The following is a 17,820-nucleotide window of genomic DNA, read 5'->3' as shown; positions in this document are numbered from 1 at the left end:
CACGATGAACAGAGGCCGAAGCACTCAAGCGCGCGCTCGGACCGCGCAGCGACGAGCGTTCCGGAACTGGGCCGGGCACGTCCACGCACATCCGCACACATTCTCGGGTCCCGCCTCGGCGGAGGAGCTATCGGGAATCGTCACGGCCGCTGCAGCTGCCGGGGATCGTCTGCGGGTCGTCGGGGCCGGGCATTCGTTCACTCCCGTGGCCGCCGGCGATGACGTCATGGTCAGCCTCGACGGACTGTCGGGGATCGTCGCCGTCGACGAGGCGGCCGGCCGGGTCCGCTTCCACGCCGGCACCCGGCTGCGGGACATTCCCGCCCTCCTCGCACCCTTCGGCCTGGCCCTGGAGAACCAGGGTGACGTCAATCCGCAGGCCCTTGCCGGTGCGATCTCGACGAGCACACACGGCACCGGGATCGGGTTCACCGGGTTCGCCGGGACCGTCACCGGACTGAGCCTCATGGGCCCCGACGGCGAAGTACGGGAACTGTCGGCCGAGGCGGAACCGGAGATCTTCGACCTCGCACGGGTCAGCCTCGGCGTCCTCGGAGTCATCACCGAGGTCGAACTCCAGTGCGTGCCGGCCTTCGACCTCATCGCCGAGGAGAAGGTCGCCGGATTCGACGAGCTCCTCGATGGGCTCACCGAGCGGATGCGCGGGGCAGACCATTTCGAGTTCTACTGGTTCCCGCACACCGATTCGGTGCTGACGAAGACGAACACCCGGGTCGAGCCTGGGCAGGCCGGGCCGGGTCACCTCGCCGAGGCGGGGGTGCGCAACCGGTGGCTCAACCTCCTCGACAAAGAGGTGGTGGAGAACGGGGCGCTGCGGCTGGCCGTCGAGCTCGGTGCCAAGGTCCCGGCCGTGGTGCCCTCGATCAATCGGATCGCTCAGTCCGTCGTGGCAGACCGGACGTATCGGGCGCCGGGTCACGATGTGTTCGTCACCCCACGGCGGGTGCGGTTCAATGAGATGGAATACGCGCTGCCCTTCGACTCCGGGCCCGAGGCGATTCGGGAGATCCGAGACGTCATCGAAGCCAAGGGGTGGGCGATCTCATTCCCCCTCGAGGTTCGGTGCGCCGCCGCCGACGATGTGCCGCTGTCGACGGCATCGGGGCGGGAGACGATGTACATCGCCGTCCACCGCTTCATCAAAGAGGACTTCGCCGAGTACTTCCGCGTCGTCGAGGAGATCCTGTGCCGGCACGGCGGCCGCCCGCACTGGGGCAAGATCCACACTCGTACCGCTTCTGACCTGCCCGAGCTCTATCCGCGATTCGCGGACTTCTGCGATCTGCGGGCTCGACTGGATCCGGAGGCCATGTTCGGCAATCGCTTCACCGACTCGCTGTTCGGCGTCACGCGGCGCTGAGGTCCGTCGACGTCACCCGCGGCTGAGAGTGTTCGGCGTCGCCCGCAGTTGAGGGCCGGTCAGCCGAGAAGTGGTCGCAAACGGATACTGGCGACCGGAAAGTGGTCGCAATCGGATATTTCTGGGCGCGGAAGAGCTCCGGCAGTGACCTATTCTTCGGCTGCTCGCGCGTCGAGCCAGTCGAGGATCTCCGGCCAGGCGGCCTCGGCGGTCGATCTGCGCATCAGGCCGTGATGTCCGATGCTCTTCACTCCGAGCTCCTCCGGGGCGAAAGTACGACGAGTAACCGGGGCCAGTCGCAGCCGGTCGGTGATCGCATCGATGAACGCCTGCGTCGCCCAAGGATCGTCTGAGGTGCCGATGGCGAGCACAGGTGTGCGCAGTCGGGAGGCTCGTGCCTCGGCATCGAAGCTCGGGTCGTCGAAGAAGAAGTGGGGGCGGCGCAGCCATTTCGTCCACTCGTAGAGAGCGGCAGCGGGAATGTCCTCACCGAGTCCCACTCGGCTGCCTGGCATGTACCCGAACACCCGAGTGATCGCTCTGCCGAAGACGCCGAGGCCGACTTCCACCCGAAATCGCTCGCTGCGGGGTGCGATTTGGCGCGCCGCCACCATCGCTGTGGCGACCGTGGCGATTCCACTCAGGCGCTGACCGCCGTATCCCAGGAGCAGAGCGTGCCCGCCGACGCTGTGGCCCAACGCCGTATGCGGCAGATCAGTAAATCTCTCCTCCGCCCAGGCACCCGCTGCCGCCACATCTTCGGAGATCCAGTCGCGCATGCGGATGTGCCGATGTGCGCGAGCTTCCGTTCGATCGCCGACGCCGCGGAAGCCGTAGGTGATCACGGCGAACCCTCTCGCGGCGGCCGCCTCGGCGAAGGAGAAGTAGAAGCGTTCCGGAGTCGCGGTCGCCGGGTGGATCGTCAGCACCGCACGGGGGTCGGCCGTGGGGAGGAAGAGATGTCCCTCGAGGTCGTTGGATCCGTACCGGCTCGGCACCGGGATGCGTACGTCCTGTTTGAGAAGTGAGTCCATATCCTTCAGCGTAATCACCACGACGCCAGGATGCTACTAGTCGGTAATATAATTTTCGGCGTCGCCATCCGTGCCGGCGTGTTCGGCGCCCTCCCAATGCAATCCCCGGCCCGTCCCCGCCGTAATCCTCGGCAGTATTCCACCGAAGTCCTTCGCAGGATCCCATGTCCGAGCGTGCTGGTACGCTCGGGGAATGACCGCGTCGGATCGGAACCATCCCGCATCACCCACTCAGGCGACCAGCCGCGAGCGGGAGAGAGGCCGGCGCAGGTCGATGTTCGTCGCCGCATTCGGCACCGTCGTCGAATGGTACGACTTCTCGATCTTCTTCTATGTCGCCACGACCCTGACCAAGGAGTTCTTCGGCGATCAGACGGATTCTCTGCTGCTGACCCTCGGGGTCGGCGCGGCGGGATTCCTCTTCCGGCCCTTGGGCGCGATGGTCTTCGGCCACCTCGGTGATCGGATCGGGCGACGATCGACGCTCATCATCTCCGCGGTCCTCATGGCGATCTCCATGCTCGGGATCGCGGTGATCCCGAACTACGACACGATCGGCATCTGGGCAGGCGTGCTCATGGTCGCCCTGCGCTGCCTGTCCGGATTCTCCGTCGGCGCGGAATACACGGGAATCATGGTCTTCCTCATGGAATCGGCGGGACCGGGAAAGCGCGGATTGGCGGCCAGCTGGGCTGCGGCCAACAGCGAGGTCGGCGCCCTCTTGGCGGTGGGGTCCGGTGCGCTGCTGGCGAATACGCTCAGCCCCGAGGCAATGGACTCCTGGGGTTGGCGGCTGCTGTTCGTCCTCGGTGCTGTGCTCGCCATCCTCATGGTTCCGCTGCGGTCGATGATGGAGGAGACCGAGACCTTCAAACGGCTGCAGCAGGCAGAGAAGGAGAAGAAGGGCACGAAGGACACGGCCCTCGAGCGCTCCCCGCTCATCACTGCGATCCTCGAACAGCCGCGGGCGATCCTCGTGGCCTTCCTCATCTCCTCGATCGGCTCGGTCAGCTACTTCCTCAACATCACCTATGTGCCCACGTACATCGAAGAGGTGGCGAAGGTTCCGAACTCCGGCTCCCTGGCCCTGGGCACGGTCGCGGCCGTCGTCGCCATCGTCGTCACTCCGTTCTTCGGCCTGGCCTCCGACAGGTTCGGGCGCAAACCCGCCCTGGCCGTTCTCATGGCTGTCTTCGTGTTCACGATCATTCCCGCATACGCTCTGCTGGGCGGCAGCTCCTCGAGTGGGGCGGTCTTCGGTGTTGCGTTCCTCGCAATTCCCGCCGCCGGGTGGAGCGCGGTGGCCGCCGCTATGGTGCCCGAGCAGTTCACCGGCACGAGCCGTTTCTCCGGCATGGCGATCGGCTACAACGTCGCCACCGTCCTCTTCGGCGGTCTCTCGCCGCTCATCGCCACGGCACTCATGTCGTCGACCGGCATCACTCTGGCACCGGCGATCTACGCCACCGTCGTCATCGTCGTCGCTGGCGTTCCCACCCTGTTCCTCGCTCGCAGCATGGGCAAGAAGACCCTCGCCGAGGTGGACGCGGACAAGCATCTCGTCCCTGCTTGAGCGCGTGGCCGGGGAATTCGCGCGACCCGCTCAAAGCGGCACACCGACGCCTCGCGGAGTGAGACTCTTCGGGGGCTGCGGCGGATCGGTGACAGACGTTGCCGTTCTGCCACACTCTGCGCACATCTCGCGCTCGACGAACTCATAGGTTGGTTTCAGAACACGCATTCGGGCGAACGACTCCCGGGTGCGAGAGACCGATCAAGGAGTCATCATGAAACGCATGAAGCGTGCCACCTTCACCGCTGCGGCCCTGCTCAGCTGCACACTCGCCTTCTCGGGCTGCTCGCTCATCAGCCAGGCCGTCCAGCCTGAACAGGGCCAGAGCGGAGAGCAGCCGAATGCCGACGCTCAGGATCAGGGCGACCAAAATGGTCAGGAGTCGAGTGCCGACCAGAACGGCCAGGAACAGGCCGGACAGGACCAGACCGGCGGTCAGGACGCGAGTTCCGATCAGTCGACCTCGGGCTCCTCGTCGTCGACCTCGTCGGCTGACGGGTCCACGGGTTCGGACTCGGGAGCGTCGTCCGGCAGCCAGGGGCAGGTCAGCATCGGCGAAAGCTTCGAGGATCCGGAGATGCAGGACAAGATCGAGGTGCTCTCTGCGGTGCGGAACTTCGAGTCGTCCAAGAGGGCATCGGCGATCGAACTCGGGGGCGAAGTCGTCCTCCTCGAGGTCAAGATCACCCCAGGGCAGAAATACAGCGGACTCATCCAGTCCGGAGCATTCAAGATCTCCGAAGACGGCGGGGCGGACTACCGATACGACCAGACCGACGGCCTCGAAGCCGAGATGCGAGCTGCTGGCTACGAGCCCTTCGAAGACGTCAGACGCCGAGACGGCGGAACCCACCAGGGCTGGCTCGCCTATGTTCCGAACGAGAAGCAGGACGCCTACACGATCCGCTATGAACGCGGACCCGGCAAGGTGCTGGGAACCGACGAGAAGGTCCCGGAGTTCACGACGACCTTCGACATCCCCTCCGTCTGACTCTCGAGGCTGACTCGCGAGGGCGGCTGCGAACCGTGAGTCATGTGGCTGCGACCCGCCAAGCCTGAGTCAGGGCGGCGTCGGCCGACCAGGGAAATGCACATCGAGGCCGGTCTCCGCATTCGGAGACCGGCCTCGAGGCGTTGTCAGGCCCTGAGATCAGCCTTCGCTGAAGGCCTTCCAGTCCGAGACCTCGGACTCGGCGAGCTGAGCCGCGACACCGGTGTAGGTGGCGGGCGTGAGGGCCTTGAGCAGTTCGGCACGCTCCTCGGGCAGTCCGAGACCGTCGACGAACGTCTGCAGATCGGCCTGGTTGATGCGCTTGCCGCGAGTGAGTTCCTTGAGCGTTTCGTACGGGTTGTCCATTCCCGGCACGCCCTGCAGTCCGGCGGCACGCATGACCGACTGGACGGCTTCACCGAGGACCTCCCAGTTGCCGTCGAGGTCGGCGGCCAGAGCCTCCTCGTTGATGGCGAGCGCACCGAGGCCCTTGACCAGGTTGTTGAGCGCGAGGACCGAGTGGCCGTAGGCGACGCCGATATTGCGCTGCGAGGTCGAGTCGGTGAGGTCGCGCTGCATCCGCGAGGTGATCAGCGTCGAGCCGAGGGAATCGAGCAGGGCGCAGGAGAGTTCGAGGTTCGCTTCGGCGTTCTCGAAGCGGATCGGGTTGACCTTGTGCGGCATCGTCGACGAACCGGTCGCACCGGCGACGGGGATCTGTTTGAAGTAGTTCATCGAGATGTAGGTCCACATATCGGTGGCCAGGTTGTGTGCGATCCGGTTGAACCGAGCGATATCGGCGAACAGCTCGGAGTTCCAGTCGTGGGACTCGATCTGCGTGGTCAGCGAGTTGAAGGTCAGCCCGAGACGGTCTTCGACGAAGGTGCGGGCGATCTGCGGCCAATCCGCTCCCGGCACAGCGGCCAGATGGGCCGAATAGGTGCCCGTGGCGCCGTTGATCTTGCCGAGGAACTCTGTGGCGGCGATGCGTTCGTACTGACGACGCAGGCGGTGGATGAAGACCGCGAGCTCCTTGCCCATCGTCGTCGGAGTGGCCGGCTGACCGTGGGTGTGGGCGAGCATCGGAACTTCGGCCAGTTCCGCGGCGGACTCGGCGAGAGCGTCGATGAGGGCCTTCGCTCGCGGCAGCCACACCTGTTCGGTGGCACCCTTGATGCCCAACGCCCAGGACAGATTGTTGATGTCTTCGGACGTGCAACAGAAGTGGACGAGCTCGCCGAGGTCCTCGGCGCCGATCGTCACTAGGGCTTCTTTGATTGTGTATTCGACGGCCTTGACGTCATGGACGGTGACGGCTTCATGGGCGGCCAGCGTGGCGATGGTGTCGGCGTCGAAGTCGGCGGCGAAGGCACGCAGTCCGTCGACCTCATCGGGGGTGAGGGTGCGAACGCCCTCGATCACCGAGTTCTGTGCGAGATGGATGAACCATTCGATCTCAACGATGATGCGGTTGCGGTTGAGCGCCGCCTCGGAGAGGTGATCGACGAGGTCAGCGGTGTCTTTGCGGTAGCGACCATCTAGCGGTCCGAGAGCGATGGCGGGCGAGATTTCGGCAAGGGAAACAGTCGGCATGCCCTCATTTTCTCATGAGCGGCGAATCGGAGCGGCACCCGTCCGCGCCGACCGATCGCCAGGCGCCGGCGGAGGACGGGACTCGAGCATCACCCCTTGTGGATTCGGTGGTGACTTCGACATCTGTGCCCTGTGGATGCTCAAGTCTCTTCCCCAGCCCTGAAATCGAGGCTTCCGTGCTCGAACCGCTGCCTCCTACGGTCGAGTGATTCGGGCACGGATGCCGAACAGGCAGGCGGGAGGGCAGAGGCATGATCACTGACGAATTGGAGCGCAATCGCGAGCAGTGGAGACGGCGAGCGGAGGTGCTGCACTCCCTGGCGCAGAGCTGCCGACAGATCGACGGATGGGATTCCCCGGCGGGAGCGCTGCTCGATGACCGGGTGGCCTCGTGCGCAGAATCGATCGACAAGCTGGGTGAGAGGGCGGAGAAGCTCGCCGAGGCGTATGACCTCCACCTGCAGGTCGTGTCGGTGGGCGGGCGGATCCAGCTGTGAACACTCACCCCGCCGAACGTGAGGGCGCCGGCATCGACAGTTGGATCGTCGTCGACCTCGACCGGATCAGCAGACTGCCCGAACGGCTGCGTCGTCTTTGGCCGCCCGATCTGCTCCCTCGCCGGGTCGACCGGGACTCCCGAGCCGCCTCGGCGGAGGAGGAGATCTCCGGCGCAGCTTCGGGGGCTGCGGTCGCAGGTTCGCGGACTGCGGCCGCAACCTCGGGAATGGGCGAGGGCAGCGGGGGCGCGAAACGGGACCTCGATGTGCTCACCGCATGGCTGCGCGGCTTCGCCTCCGAACTCAACCGGGTGCGCACGCGCATCAGCGTCGTCGTGTCATCGGGAGTCGAGACCGTCCACCTGGCACTGTGCCTGGGGCCGGGCATCGCGCATGCGATCCTCGCGCTGCAGGGGGAGGGACTCGAGGACTTCGCGCGGCACCAGCTGCTGCGCCGGATCGAGCCGGGACGGATCGGGCACGTCGTCGAGGATCTCACCGAGCTCGTCAACCAGGACTGTGTGCTCACGCTCAGCTGGGCGTCCGGACGGGGTGCGACAGGACTGGAATTCCTCCGCCGAGAGGGCGGGACATGGTTCCGGCCGGTCATCGAGCGCGCCGGCGATTCCGTCACCGTCGACGATGACGTCGACGCCGGCGAATCAGCGGTGCGAAAGCTGCTGAGCGCCGTGCTCACGCGGACGCTGACGGCAGGAGCTCCGAGTTGACGGCGGCAGCACTGACGGCGGCAGCGGCTGACGACCGGGAGTTCGTGGCCCCGTGGGCTCGTGGCACCAGCGACCGGCAGAGACCGGGGCATGAGGGCGGCAGCGACCGGGGCATGAGAGGAGACCCGCGATGATCGACTCGACGACCCGCGGAGGCGGTCGGATCACCGTCGACGAACGCGCCGACGGCAGCGGAGACGCACTGCAGACCGTCATCGCCGACGTCGGTGATCTGTCCGTCGACGCCGCTGTCGGAGACTTCGACCTCGCGACCCTGCTCACCCAGGTCCCCGCTCCGGTGACGGCGCTCAACCTCGATGCCTGCCGGATCCGGTTCCACGCCCAGCTGACCGCCTCGGTGCTCGAACTCGAGGCGACACTGCTCGCCGTTCGTGCCGCTGCCTTCGCATACCGGCAGGCGGAGAAGGGCATCAGCGAAGTCTTCGGCGGACTGCTCGACGCTCTCGGGTACGCGACCGGCCGCATCATCGCACTCAGCCTGCCCGTCATCATTCCCGTTGCGCTCGTCGTCGGCGCTCAGGTCGTCGTGCTCACGAAGATCCTCGACGTCACCGGACTCGACGATGTCATCACCAAGCAGTTCGGCATCGACCTGGGCAAGACGAAGGCGAAAGCGAAGGAAGCGCTGATCACGTTCGCGTTCGAACAGTCCGACGTCACCGGGGCCGTCATCGAGCATGTGCTGCCGGGCTTCGTCGTCGGATTCTTCGGGCTGCCTCCGTTCATCCTCGACTCCGAAGGTGATCACGCGTTCTGGCCGCACGACTCGACGTCGATGACGATCTGGGTCCTGGCAGGTGCGAACGCGTTCGGACTGCTGCTGCCCTCCGATGTCGAGGTGTGGAGGGCGAAAGGCCTGACTGCTCCGCACAAAGAACCGCCGCGTGACGTCGAAGACCTCTTCATCCGCGAAGCGAACTGCCACCGCGGAGCCGATTCCGGACAGGTCCGCATCGAGGAGGTCGTCGGACCCGATGGGACGACCCGCTATATCGTCTACGTCCCGGCCACCACCGACTGGTCTCCGAAGTCGGGTGACAATACGACGGACCTGACGACCAACGTGCAGGGCATGGCCGGCAACGACACCGTGATGCGCGAAATGGTGCGCCAGGCGATCGCCGATGCCGGGATCGGTCGCGGCGCCGAGGTCATGCTCGTCGGATATTCGCAGGGAGGAATCACCGCAGGCTCTCTGGCCGCGGACCCCGCGTTCCTCGACGATGTCAACGTCACTGCCCTGATGACGGTCGGTGCTCCGGTCTCCGATTTCGCCATCGATTCGGGAATCGACGTGCTTTCGATCGAGCACGAACAGGACCTCGTCCCCGATCTCGACGGCAATGAGAACCCGGCGACGAAGAACTGGTCGACGATCACTGTCGACTACGACCCCGACGAACTGCGCAAGGTCCCCGAACTGGCGGACAAGACCGATGCCGAACTCGATGCGATGTTCGCCTCGGCCGGGGCAGCGCACTCGTCCGTCGCCTATGCGGCCTCGATCGGACTGCTGCTGAAGGGCGGGAATTCCGCAGTCGACCGTTTCACCTCGAAGAACTCAGGCTTCTTCACCGGTGATCTCGGGAAGACGCGCGACTACCAGGGCAAGCGCAGACGTCATTGAACTCGGTTTCGCGGAACGGCACTCGGCATCGAAACGATGGGACACCCCGGTGCACCAACGGAGCTCATGGGACCTGCACTCGATCTCCCGAAGATGGGCCGCCCCGGCGAGCGATGGGATCGTGCGAAACCCGCGCACGACCTCCCGAAGAAGGGCCGCCTCGGTGCTCGGATGTGCATTGGTCGGACGATGGAGCATCTCTGCCGTGATCGACAATTGTCCACGGAACGCTTTGGAACTCGGCCACATGTGTCGAGCTCGGGCCATAGTCTGTTCCTGACCTGCACTTTTGATACTCGAACCGCATGGGGAGAGTGGCAAGCAGTGAGTGGATTCGGTATTGTGATATCACCTGTGAATCAGATCACTCGAGGGCGAGTTCTCACATCCGAGGGCCTGCCCGACGGACACGGTCCACCACTGGTCACCTCCGGTGAAGATGGACCTCGAACAAAGGAGAACTGAAATGACCTCCAACATTTCAGTGGGAACCGGCGCTGCCCACAGTCAGTCCTCGGAGCCCAGAATGATCCAGATGCTCACCGAAGACGGAAACCGCGTCGAATCCGGTGAGTACGATGCCTTCGCAGCAGAACTCACCGATGAGGATCTGCGCGGCTTCTACCGGGATATGGTCCTGGTCCGCCGCATCGACGCCGAAGGAGCTGCTCTGCAGCGTCAGGGACAGTTGGGCCTGTGGGCACCTCTGTTCGGACAGGAAGCAGCCCAGATCGGCATGGGACGGGCCGCTCGCCCCCAAGACTTCGTCTTCCCCACCTACCGCGAACACGGCCTCGCCTACACCCGCGGTGTCGAACCCGAAACCCTGCTCAGCATCTTCCGCGGTCAGAACCACGGCGGCTGGGATCCGCAGGAGCACCGCTTCCACACCTACACCATCGTCATCGGCTCGCAGGCCCTGCACGCCACCGGCTACGCCATGGGCATCTCCATGGACGGCGACGTCGGCACCGGCGACATCGAACGCGACACTGTCTCCATCGCCTGCTTCGGCGATGGTGCGACCTCGCAGGGCGACGTCTCCGAGGCGCTGACTTTCGCCGGAGCCTTCCACGCCCCGGTTCTGTTCTTCTGCCAGAACAACCAGTGGGCCATCTCCGAACCCACTCACGTCCAGTCCGCAGCCCCGCTGTCGACCCGCGGCGAAGGATTCGGAGTCCCCGGCATCCGCGTCGACGGCAACGACATCATCGCGATGTACTCCGTGGCCCGCGCCAGCCTCGACTCCGTGCGCGCCGGCCACGGCCCGATGCTCATCGAAGCCTTCACCTATCGTCGCGGCGCCCACACCACGGCCGATGATCCGACGAAGTACCGCGACAAGGCCGAAGAGGAGATCTGGGAGGACCGCGACCCGATCACCCGCCTCAAGGCCTACCTGGGCAAGCACACCGAGACCAGCGACGAATTCTTCGCCGAGGTGGACGCCGAGGCCGACACCCTCGCCGCCCGCATCCGCCACAACTGCATGACCATGGAGAACCCCGACGGCGTCGAGATGTTCGCCCATGTCACCGCGGAACCCCACTCCCTCGTCGACGAGGAACGTGCCGAATTCCTGGCATACCAGGCCTCGTTCGCCGATGCGGGTGAGGCCTGATGGAGAAACTTCCCCTCTCGAAGGCGATCACCGCCGGAATGCGCAAGGCCATGGAGGACGACCCGAAGGTCGTCCTCATCGGCGAGGACATCGGCAAACTCGGCGGCGTCTTCCGCGTCACCGAGGGTCTGCAGAAGGACTTCGGTCCGCAGCGTGTCATCGATGCCCCGCTGGCCGAATCCGGCATCGTCGGCACCTCGATCGGCATGGCCATCCGCGGCTACCGTCCCGTCATCGAGATCCAGTTCGACGCGTTCATCTTCCCGGCCTATGACCAGATCGTCACCCAGGTGGCGAAGCTGTACAACCGCACCCTGGGCAAAGAGAACATCCCGTTGGTCATCCGCGTGCCCTACGGCGGCGGCATCGGCTCACCCGAGCACCATTCGGAGAGCCCCGAGACCGTGTTCGCCCACCATGCGGGACTGCGGCTCATATCCCCGTCGAACGCTCATGACGCGTACTGGATGATCCAGGACGCAATCAAGAGCGAGGATCCGGTGATGTTCTTCGAACCCAAGCGTCGCTACTGGATGCGCGGGGACGTCGACACGTCGGCCCGAGGCGAGCTGGGCATGCATGACGCCCGCGTCGTGTCCGAAGGCACCGACGTCACCCTCGTCGCCTACGGCCCGCTGGTGCCGACCGCGCAGGACGTGGTCACCGCGGCCGCCGAGGAAGGCAAGAGCGTCGAACTCATCGACCTGCGCAGCCTCAACCCGATCGACTTCACCGCGATCGAGAAGTCCGTGACGAAGACCGGCCGACTGGTCGTCGCCCATGAGGCTCCAACCTTCCTGGGGCTGGGTTCGGAGATCGCCGCGCGCATCACCGAACGCTGCTTCTTCAACCTCGAAGCCCCGGTCATCCGGGTCGGCGGCTACCACACCCCGTACCCCGGTTCGCGGATGGAAGAGCACTACCTGCCCGACCTCGATCGCATCTTCGATGGTGTCGATCGGGCCCTGTCCTACTGATTTCGAGGAGAGTCAAGAATGTCATTCGAATTTCCTCTTCCCGACGTCGGTGAGGGCCTGACCGAGGCCGACATCGTCGCGTGGAAGGTCGCCCCCGGCGACACTGTCACCGTCAACCAGATTCTCGTCGAGATCGAGACCGCGAAATCGCTCGTCGAGCTGCCCAGTCCGCAGGCCGGCACCGTCGGTGCGCTCCTTGTCGAGGAGGGCCAGACCATCGAGGTCGGCACCCCGATCATCCGGTTCGGCGGAGATGATGCCAACACCGAGGCGGCCCCCGCCTCCGCTGATGCGCCGGCTTCCGGTTCGGCTGAGAAGTCGGTCGATGCCTCCGGTGATGCCGACGGCGGAGCCACTCTCGTCGGTTATGGAGCGAAGGAGACGTCGTCGAAGCGGCGTCCGCGGAAGGGCGCTTCCGTCCCCGCTCCCGCCGCTGGCGCCGCTCCCGCAGCGTCGGCTGCCCCGGTTGCCTCAGCTGCCCAGGCTGCGGAGGCGGCCGCGCCTGCACCGGCCGCGGCTCCGGCGGCTCAGGCACAGTCGGCGTCGGCACCTGCTCCGGCAGCGCAGTCGCAGTCCGCTTCGGCTCCCGCTTCACCGAGCAAGCCGCTGGCGAAGCCGCCCGTGCGGAAGCTCGCGAAGGATCTGGGCGTCGACCTCTCCCAGGTGACACCGACCGGGCCCCGCGGGGACGTCACGCGCGACGATGTGCACGCCGCCGCCAACCAGACCGCCGCTCCCACGTCGGGTGCGACGGCACCGGCGGCCGCCTCGGCGAGTGATCAGGGAGCGCTCGAAGAGCGGATCCCGTTCAAGGGCGTGACGAAGATGATGGCGAAGGCCATGGTCGATTCAGCATTCACGATGCCGCACGTCACCGAATTCCTCGACGTCGACGTCACCGAGACGATGGCGATGGTCCGCCGGCTGAAGTCGACGAAGTTCCTGGGCGAGGACGTCAAGGTCTCGCCGCTGCTCATCGTCGCCAAGGCAGTGGCGTGGGCCGTGGGACGCAACCCGCGGATCAACTCGTGCCTCGAGGGCGACGAGATCGTCGTGAAGAAGTACGTCAACCTCGGCATCGCGGCCGCCACTCCGCGCGGACTGATCGTGCCGAACATCAAGAACGCGCAGGCCATGGGGCTGGGCGAACTGGCGCAGGGCATTCAGGATCTCACCGCTCTGGCGCGGTCGGGCAAGACGCCGCCGGCCGATCAGGCCGGGGGCACGATCACGATCACGAATGTCGGTGTCTTCGGAGTCGATGCCGGTACGCCGATCATCAATCCTGGTGAGGCCGCGATCCTCGCGTTCGGACAGGTCCGGAAGAAGCCGTGGGTGGTGGACGACGAGATCGTTCCGCGCGAGATCACCACGCTGTCGGTCAGCGCCGACCATCGTGTCGTCGACGGCGAGATCATCTCGAAGTTCCTCGCCGACGTCGGACGGGGTCTGGAGGACCCGACTCTGATGTTGGCCTGATTCTCGCCCGGGCGCCGGCTTCTGACCGGCTCCGGGAGCTTGAGCGCCCCGGCTTCGCACAGTGCGAAGCCGGGGCGTTTCAGCGTTTCGCCAGTCACTCGGCGGCTGACTCGATCAGTCGCTGTTTGAAGTTGAAGACCGGGCGCGGGAGCGGAGCATCGGAAAGGTAGGCGATCACCAGTTTGCGTTCAATGGTGGGCATGATCGGGATGCTGACGAGATCGCTGAAATTCATCAGGGGGACGACCAACCTCGGTACTGCGGTGATGCCCATACCTGCTGCCACCATGCCGCCGACCGCGGGAATCGTATCTGCCGTCTGCACTTCATGGGGTTCTGCTGCTGCCTTGAGCAGAGTTCGCCGCACCATCGGCGCGATGCTCGTCACGGAGTTGAAGCCGACGAACTCTTCGCCGTGGAACTCCTCCCACCGCACAGATGCGCGTGCAGCCAATCGATGACCGCGTGGAACGATTGCGACGAAAGGATCGGACAGGAATGGAGTCACTGCCAGATCGGCAGGGAGAGAGTCCGTGAAGGCGACGAGGCCGATGTCCACCGTCCCTTCGGTCACCATCGGCACGACCTGATCCTGAGCCGCATCACGGATGACGAGTTCGACCTCCGGGAACTCCCGGCGAAACGCGTGAACGACCTCGGGCAAACCGGTTGCTGCCAACGATGGCAGGCAGGCGATTCTCACCTGCCCCGAACTGCCGGTGACGAAGCCGGAGATCCGTTCCAATGCCGAGTCGAACGAGCGAACTGCGTGTGCGGCGTACAGTGCCACTTCGGTGCCGGTAACCGTTGCGGTGACCTTGCGGGTAGTGCGCTCGAACAGTTGTGTGCCGATGCGTCGCTCTGCCTCCGCGACGGTACGGCTGAGAGCCGGCTGGCTGACCTCGATCTCCTCGGCCGCACGGGTGAAACTCTCCGTGCGCTGCACCGCTTCGATTGCTCGCAGGTGGTGCAAGGACAGATTGATAACCATAAATCATGAGTCTAGCCGCAACGGATATTGGACGGTCCTACTCATGCTCAACGAGGATGAATACGTTCATCGAGAAGGGAATCAAAGGTGCTTTCACTTATCGGCTATGTCACCATGCTCATCATTCTGGCGTTGTTGCTCACGCAGAAGGTCTCTCCGGTCGTCGCATTGGCCGGAGTGCCGCTCGTCGCGGCGCTGATCGCCGGACAGTCGCCGACCGACATCAGTGAATTCGTCTCAGCCGGAATCGCGGGAGTCGCAGACGTCGTCGTCATGTTCATCTTCGCCATCGTCTTCTTCGGAATCCTGCGCAATGCGAAATTCTTCGACCCGATCATCGATCGGATCATCAGGTTCGGCGGATCCTCACCGCGCAACGTAGCCGTTGCGACCACACTTCTGGCATGTGTCGTTCACCTCGACGGTGCAGGTGCGACGACGTTCCTGGTCACGATCCCAGCCATGCTGCCGCTCTACCAGCGTCTCGGGATGAGCCGGTTGACGCTGTCGACGTGCGTGGCGCTGGGCGCCGGCGTCATGAACATGTTGCCCTGGGGAGGGCCGACTGCCCGTGCGGCGGCAACGATCAAGGTCGATGCGAACGACTTGTGGGTCCCTCTCATCCCGGCTCAGATCGCTGGGATCATTGCGGCTCTGGCAGTGGCTTGGTACCTCGGGCATCGTGAAGCAAAGCGGCTCGACCGGGTGCCTGCTGACGACTCTGCCGACTCGGTGATGGTCGCAGCGACGTCGGCTGCAGAAGCCGGCCGTTCGGCGGAGGCATCCAGCACAATCCGATCAGCACAGGGTTCGGAGGAAACGGCTGGAACCGACCAGACGGCGGGATCGGGCTCACCCGACGGAACCGATGTTGCGGGTGATTCGAACTCCACTCGCGGTCCAGCGGAGGCGGGGCCGACGGTGCTGTCGCTCGTCCTCAATGGTGTCGTGCTCGTCGCTGCCTTGGCGACGATGATGACTGGCGTGATCTCACCCGCACTGACCTTTATGGTTGCAACGATTCTCGCTCTGCTGATCAACCATCGCGGAATGGCGGGTCAGTCCGAACAGTTCGACCTCAACGCCAAATCATGCATGCTCATGGCCAGCACTCTGTTGGCAGCGGGTGTGCTCTTGGGAGTGCTCGACGAAAGCGGAATGATCGAGGCGATGGCCAAGTCGGCGACCGCTGTGCTTCCCGCCGGCGTCATGCCGGTGTTGCCGATCATCGTCGCTGTGCTCGGCGTGCCGATGAGTCTGCTGTTCGGCCCGGACGCATACTATTTCGGGCTCTTGCCCGTGCTGGCGAGCGTCGGCAGCACCTACGGCATCGATCCGGTCGTCCTCGGTCAGGCATCGATCATCGGGCAGGAGACACTGGGCTTCCCCATCAGCCCGTTGACCGGCTCCTTCTATCTGCTTGTCGGCTTAGCCGGGGTCCCGATCGGCAAGCACATCATCCGCGCCACCGGCTGGCTGTGGCTGGTCAGCATCGTCGTCACCATCGTCGCCATCGCACTAGGAGTGATTCCGCTGTGGGTATCGTAAAAGCACAGGATCTGGGCTCAACGGCCAGAGAAGCTGATCCGCCAGAACCTGGGACAGTTCGCATCGGATCGGGAGCAGGGTTCGCCGGCGACCGTCTCGACCCGGCCCTCGAGCTCGCGCAGCTTGGGCATCTCGACTTCCTCGTCTTCGAGCTCCTCGGCGAACGGACGGTCGCGAACGCTCAGAAAGCCCGGCTGAATGACCCCTCTGCGGGCTACGATCCGACTCTGCTCGATAGGATCCGGCTCACCGCACCGCACTGCTCGGCCAACGGAACTCGCATCATCACCAATGGCGGAGCAGCGAATCCGCTTACAGCAGGGCGCGCCGTCGCTGGGCTTCTCGACGACATGGGCATTGACATGCCGGTGGCAGTTGTCATCGGTGACGATGTGCTCGACCAAGTGCTTGCGACGGATCCCCTTAGGTGGGAAGACTCCCAACCGGCTGCCAGCTCGGAGCCCCGGCTCGCTTCTGCCAACGCCTACCTCGGCGCATCCGGCATCCGACGTGCGCTCGACGAAGGTGCACGCATCGTCATCACCGGCAGAGTTGCCGATCCCTCGCTGTACGTCGGGCCGCTGAGCCACAGCTTCTCCTGGTCGGACGACGATTCCGACCACATCGGGCAGGCCACTGTCATCGGCCACCTCCTCGAATGCGGAGGCCAGGTCACCGGTGGATACTTCGCCGACCCGATGACGAAGCCCGTGGCAGGGTTGGACCGTCTCGGCTTCCCTTACGCCGATGTCTCACCCAGCGGCGACGCCGTCATTGGGAAGCTCGCGGGTACCGGAGGCGCCGTCACCGTCCGGACCTGCACGGAGCAGCTGCTCTACGAAGTGGCCGACCCCGGTGCCTACGTCACCCCGGACGTGGTCGCAGACTTCACTGGAACAGTACTCCGAGAGGTCGGGTCCGACCGGATCGCTGTAACTGGTGGAAAAGGAGTTGCCGCACCAGTCGAGCTCAAGGTGACATTGGGCTACCTCGGCGGGTGGGAAGCAGAAGGACAGATCACCTATGCCGGCCCGCGGGCTCTGTTGCGTGCCCAGCTCGCGGCAGACATCGTCGTACGTCGGTTGGAGCGCATACACGGATATCGGGAATCCGAACTCTCGGTAGAGTTCATCGGCGCCGGAGCCAGCTTCAGAGGTCTCAGCGATGTGGCAGATCCGCCCGAAGTGCGACTGCGGGTGGCAGGAGCTGCTCAGAGCCGCAGACGCGCCTCTGCGATCGGAGCCGAGGTCGAGGCGCTCTATACCAACGGGCCGGCGGGAGGAGGCGGCGCAAGGACGTCCGTTCGGGAGAGCCTCAGTGTCAAATCGTGTTCGCTGCCGCGTGCACTCACGAAGGTCTCCGTCATTCACGCCGACGAACTGACTGACCACGAGGAGGCGTCTGATGGCCGCGAAGTCTGAGCACATGCTCACCGTCGATGACCTGGCCACAGTCAGGACCGGAGACAAAGGGGATACGCTCATCCTCGGTGTCATTGCCCGTGAAGGGGCCCAATTCTCCGTGCTGAGTCGCGCGGTCACCGAGGAGGCAGTGGCGCATCACTTCGGGCTGCCGGTCTCGCGAGTCCGCCGCTGTCTATTGCCGCGGCTGAACGCCATGAGTTTTGAACTCAAGGGAATGCTGGGCAGGGGTGTCACGGGAGTCAGCCACCTCGACGGACATGGAAAGACGCTGAGCTACCACCTGCTGACGATGCAGTTGAAGCACTGAGCGGGATGCTCGTCGAGGGGCAGACCTG

At 64.9% G+C, this 17,820-nt stretch carries 15 protein-coding genes; 12 read left to right on the top strand and 3 right to left on the bottom strand.

Features of this window, described 5'->3' with window-relative positions; genetic code table 11:
• The first annotated feature begins 4 nt into the window (after positions 1–4).
• On the top strand, positions 5–1,381 hold the full coding sequence (locus HK108_RS10995) for a D-arabinono-1,4-lactone oxidase (RefSeq protein ID WP_181271600.1): 1,377 nt from the start codon (positions 5–7) through the stop codon (positions 1,379–1,381).
• A gap of 149 nt (positions 1,382–1,530) precedes the next feature.
• Here HK108_RS10995 and HK108_RS10990 read toward each other — a convergent pair whose 3' ends face one another.
• The gene (locus HK108_RS10990) at positions 1,531–2,415 is read right to left on the bottom strand and encodes an alpha/beta hydrolase family protein (RefSeq protein WP_139467463.1); all 885 of its coding nucleotides are present in this window, start codon (positions 2,413–2,415) and stop codon (positions 1,531–1,533) included.
• A 193-nt stretch (positions 2,416–2,608) separates the two neighbouring features.
• On the opposite strand from HK108_RS10990, the gene HK108_RS10985 reads away from it, so the two are divergent.
• Both HK108_RS10985 and HK108_RS10980 read left to right on the top strand, forming a co-directional pair.
• A complete protein-coding gene (locus tag HK108_RS10985; RefSeq protein ID WP_219922316.1) occupies positions 2,609–3,988 on the top strand; it encodes an MFS transporter in 1,380 nt (459 codons plus the stop codon).
• Between the two features lie 214 nt (positions 3,989–4,202).
• Entirely contained in the window at positions 4,203–4,979 is a 777-nt protein-coding gene (locus HK108_RS10980) for a transcriptional regulator (RefSeq protein ID WP_181271552.1), read from the top strand.
• A gap of 159 nt (positions 4,980–5,138) precedes the next feature.
• Here the strand turns inward: HK108_RS10980 and purB are convergent, their stop codons facing one another.
• Positions 5,139–6,572, bottom strand: a complete 1,434-nt coding sequence (gene purB / locus HK108_RS10975; protein WP_139467460.1) for an adenylosuccinate lyase — start codon at positions 6,570–6,572, stop codon at positions 5,139–5,141.
• A gap of 251 nt (positions 6,573–6,823) precedes the next feature.
• Here purB and HK108_RS10970 point away from each other — a divergent pair, with 251 nt between their 5' ends.
• The 6 genes from HK108_RS10970 to HK108_RS10945 all read left to right on the top strand — a co-directional run bounded on the left by HK108_RS10970 (position 6,824) and on the right by HK108_RS10945 (position 13,522).
• A complete protein-coding gene (locus tag HK108_RS10970; protein ID WP_139467459.1) occupies positions 6,824–7,069 on the top strand; it encodes a hypothetical protein in 246 nt (81 codons plus the stop codon).
• Positions 7,066–7,797, top strand: a complete 732-nt coding sequence (locus HK108_RS10965) for a hypothetical protein (protein ID WP_139467458.1) — start codon at positions 7,066–7,068, stop codon at positions 7,795–7,797. Before HK108_RS10970 ends, HK108_RS10965 begins: the two co-directional genes overlap by 4 nt.
• Positions 7,798–7,927: 130 nt before the next feature.
• Positions 7,928–9,445: a hypothetical protein gene (locus tag HK108_RS10960; RefSeq protein ID WP_139467457.1), complete on the top strand. Its 1,518-nt coding sequence runs from the start codon at positions 7,928–7,930 to the stop codon at positions 9,443–9,445.
• 466 nt (positions 9,446–9,911) lie between these two features.
• The gene (gene pdhA, locus HK108_RS10955; RefSeq protein WP_139467456.1) at positions 9,912–11,066 is read left to right on the top strand and encodes a pyruvate dehydrogenase (acetyl-transferring) E1 component subunit alpha; all 1,155 of its coding nucleotides are present in this window, start codon (positions 9,912–9,914) and stop codon (positions 11,064–11,066) included.
• Complete coding sequence (locus HK108_RS10950; protein ID WP_139467455.1) at positions 11,066–12,043, top strand: alpha-ketoacid dehydrogenase subunit beta; 978 nt, start codon at positions 11,066–11,068, stop codon at positions 12,041–12,043. The genes pdhA and HK108_RS10950 overlap by 1 nt, the downstream gene beginning before the upstream one ends.
• Before the next feature lie 18 nt (positions 12,044–12,061).
• Complete coding sequence (locus tag HK108_RS10945; RefSeq protein ID WP_181271550.1) at positions 12,062–13,522, top strand: dihydrolipoamide acetyltransferase family protein; 1,461 nt, start codon at positions 12,062–12,064, stop codon at positions 13,520–13,522.
• 94 nt (positions 13,523–13,616) lie between these two features.
• Here HK108_RS10945 and HK108_RS10940 read toward each other — a convergent pair whose 3' ends face one another.
• Entirely contained in the window at positions 13,617–14,513 is an 897-nt protein-coding gene (locus HK108_RS10940) for a LysR family transcriptional regulator (protein WP_172172057.1), read from the bottom strand.
• Positions 14,514–14,600: 87 nt separating this feature from the next.
• Between HK108_RS10940 and HK108_RS10935 the strand changes: the two genes are divergently transcribed.
• From HK108_RS10935 to HK108_RS10925, 3 genes are read left to right on the top strand one after another with little or no spacing between them, the layout of a single operon-like run.
• Positions 14,601–16,061 carry a CitMHS family transporter gene (locus tag HK108_RS10935; RefSeq protein WP_139467452.1) on the top strand — a complete coding sequence of 487 codons (1,461 nt, stop codon included), beginning with the start codon at positions 14,601–14,603 and terminating at the stop codon, positions 16,059–16,061.
• Positions 16,049–17,482: an acyclic terpene utilization AtuA family protein gene (locus HK108_RS10930; RefSeq protein WP_229664083.1), complete on the top strand. Its 1,434-nt coding sequence runs from the start codon at positions 16,049–16,051 to the stop codon at positions 17,480–17,482. Before HK108_RS10935 ends, HK108_RS10930 begins: the two co-directional genes overlap by 13 nt.
• On the top strand, positions 17,466–17,792 hold the full coding sequence (locus HK108_RS10925; protein ID WP_229664082.1) for an AtuA-related protein: 327 nt from the start codon (positions 17,466–17,468) through the stop codon (positions 17,790–17,792). The genes HK108_RS10930 and HK108_RS10925 overlap by 17 nt, the downstream gene beginning before the upstream one ends.
• Positions 17,793–17,820 lie beyond the last annotated feature (28 nt).

It is taken from the genome of Brevibacterium sediminis (assembly GCF_013623905.1).
Lineage (GTDB): Bacteria > Actinomycetota > Actinomycetes > Actinomycetales > Brevibacteriaceae > Brevibacterium > Brevibacterium sediminis.
The sequence above is the reverse complement of the archived record's forward strand: the minus strand, read 5'-3'. Positions and strand labels throughout refer to the sequence as shown.

Excerpts from the sequence above, each read along its gene's own strand:
- HK108_RS10990 (WP_139467463.1), bottom strand. The coding sequence starts at position 2,415 with ATGGACTCACTTCTCAAACAGGACGTACGCATCCCGGTGCCGAGCCGG.
- HK108_RS10945 (WP_181271550.1), top strand. The coding sequence starts at position 12,062 with ATGTCATTCGAATTTCCTCTTCCCGACGTCGGTGAGGGCCTGACCGAG.
- HK108_RS10960 (WP_139467457.1), top strand. The coding sequence starts at position 7,928 with ATGATCGACTCGACGACCCGCGGAGGCGGTCGGATCACCGTCGACGAA.
- purB (WP_139467460.1), bottom strand. The coding sequence starts at position 6,572 with ATGCCGACTGTTTCCCTTGCCGAAATCTCGCCCGCCATCGCTCTCGGA.
- HK108_RS10980 (WP_181271552.1), top strand. The coding sequence starts at position 4,203 with ATGAAACGCATGAAGCGTGCCACCTTCACCGCTGCGGCCCTGCTCAGC.
- HK108_RS10985 (WP_219922316.1), top strand. The coding sequence starts at position 2,609 with ATGACCGCGTCGGATCGGAACCATCCCGCATCACCCACTCAGGCGACC.
- pdhA (WP_139467456.1), top strand. The coding sequence starts at position 9,912 with ATGACCTCCAACATTTCAGTGGGAACCGGCGCTGCCCACAGTCAGTCC.
- HK108_RS10970 (WP_139467459.1), top strand. The coding sequence starts at position 6,824 with ATGATCACTGACGAATTGGAGCGCAATCGCGAGCAGTGGAGACGGCGA.
- HK108_RS10925 (WP_229664082.1), top strand. The coding sequence starts at position 17,466 with ATGGCCGCGAAGTCTGAGCACATGCTCACCGTCGATGACCTGGCCACA.
- HK108_RS10995 (WP_181271600.1), top strand. The coding sequence starts at position 5 with ATGAACAGAGGCCGAAGCACTCAAGCGCGCGCTCGGACCGCGCAGCGA.
- HK108_RS10950 (WP_139467455.1), top strand. The coding sequence starts at position 11,066 with ATGGAGAAACTTCCCCTCTCGAAGGCGATCACCGCCGGAATGCGCAAG.
- HK108_RS10940 (WP_172172057.1), bottom strand. The coding sequence starts at position 14,513 with ATGGTTATCAATCTGTCCTTGCACCACCTGCGAGCAATCGAAGCGGTG.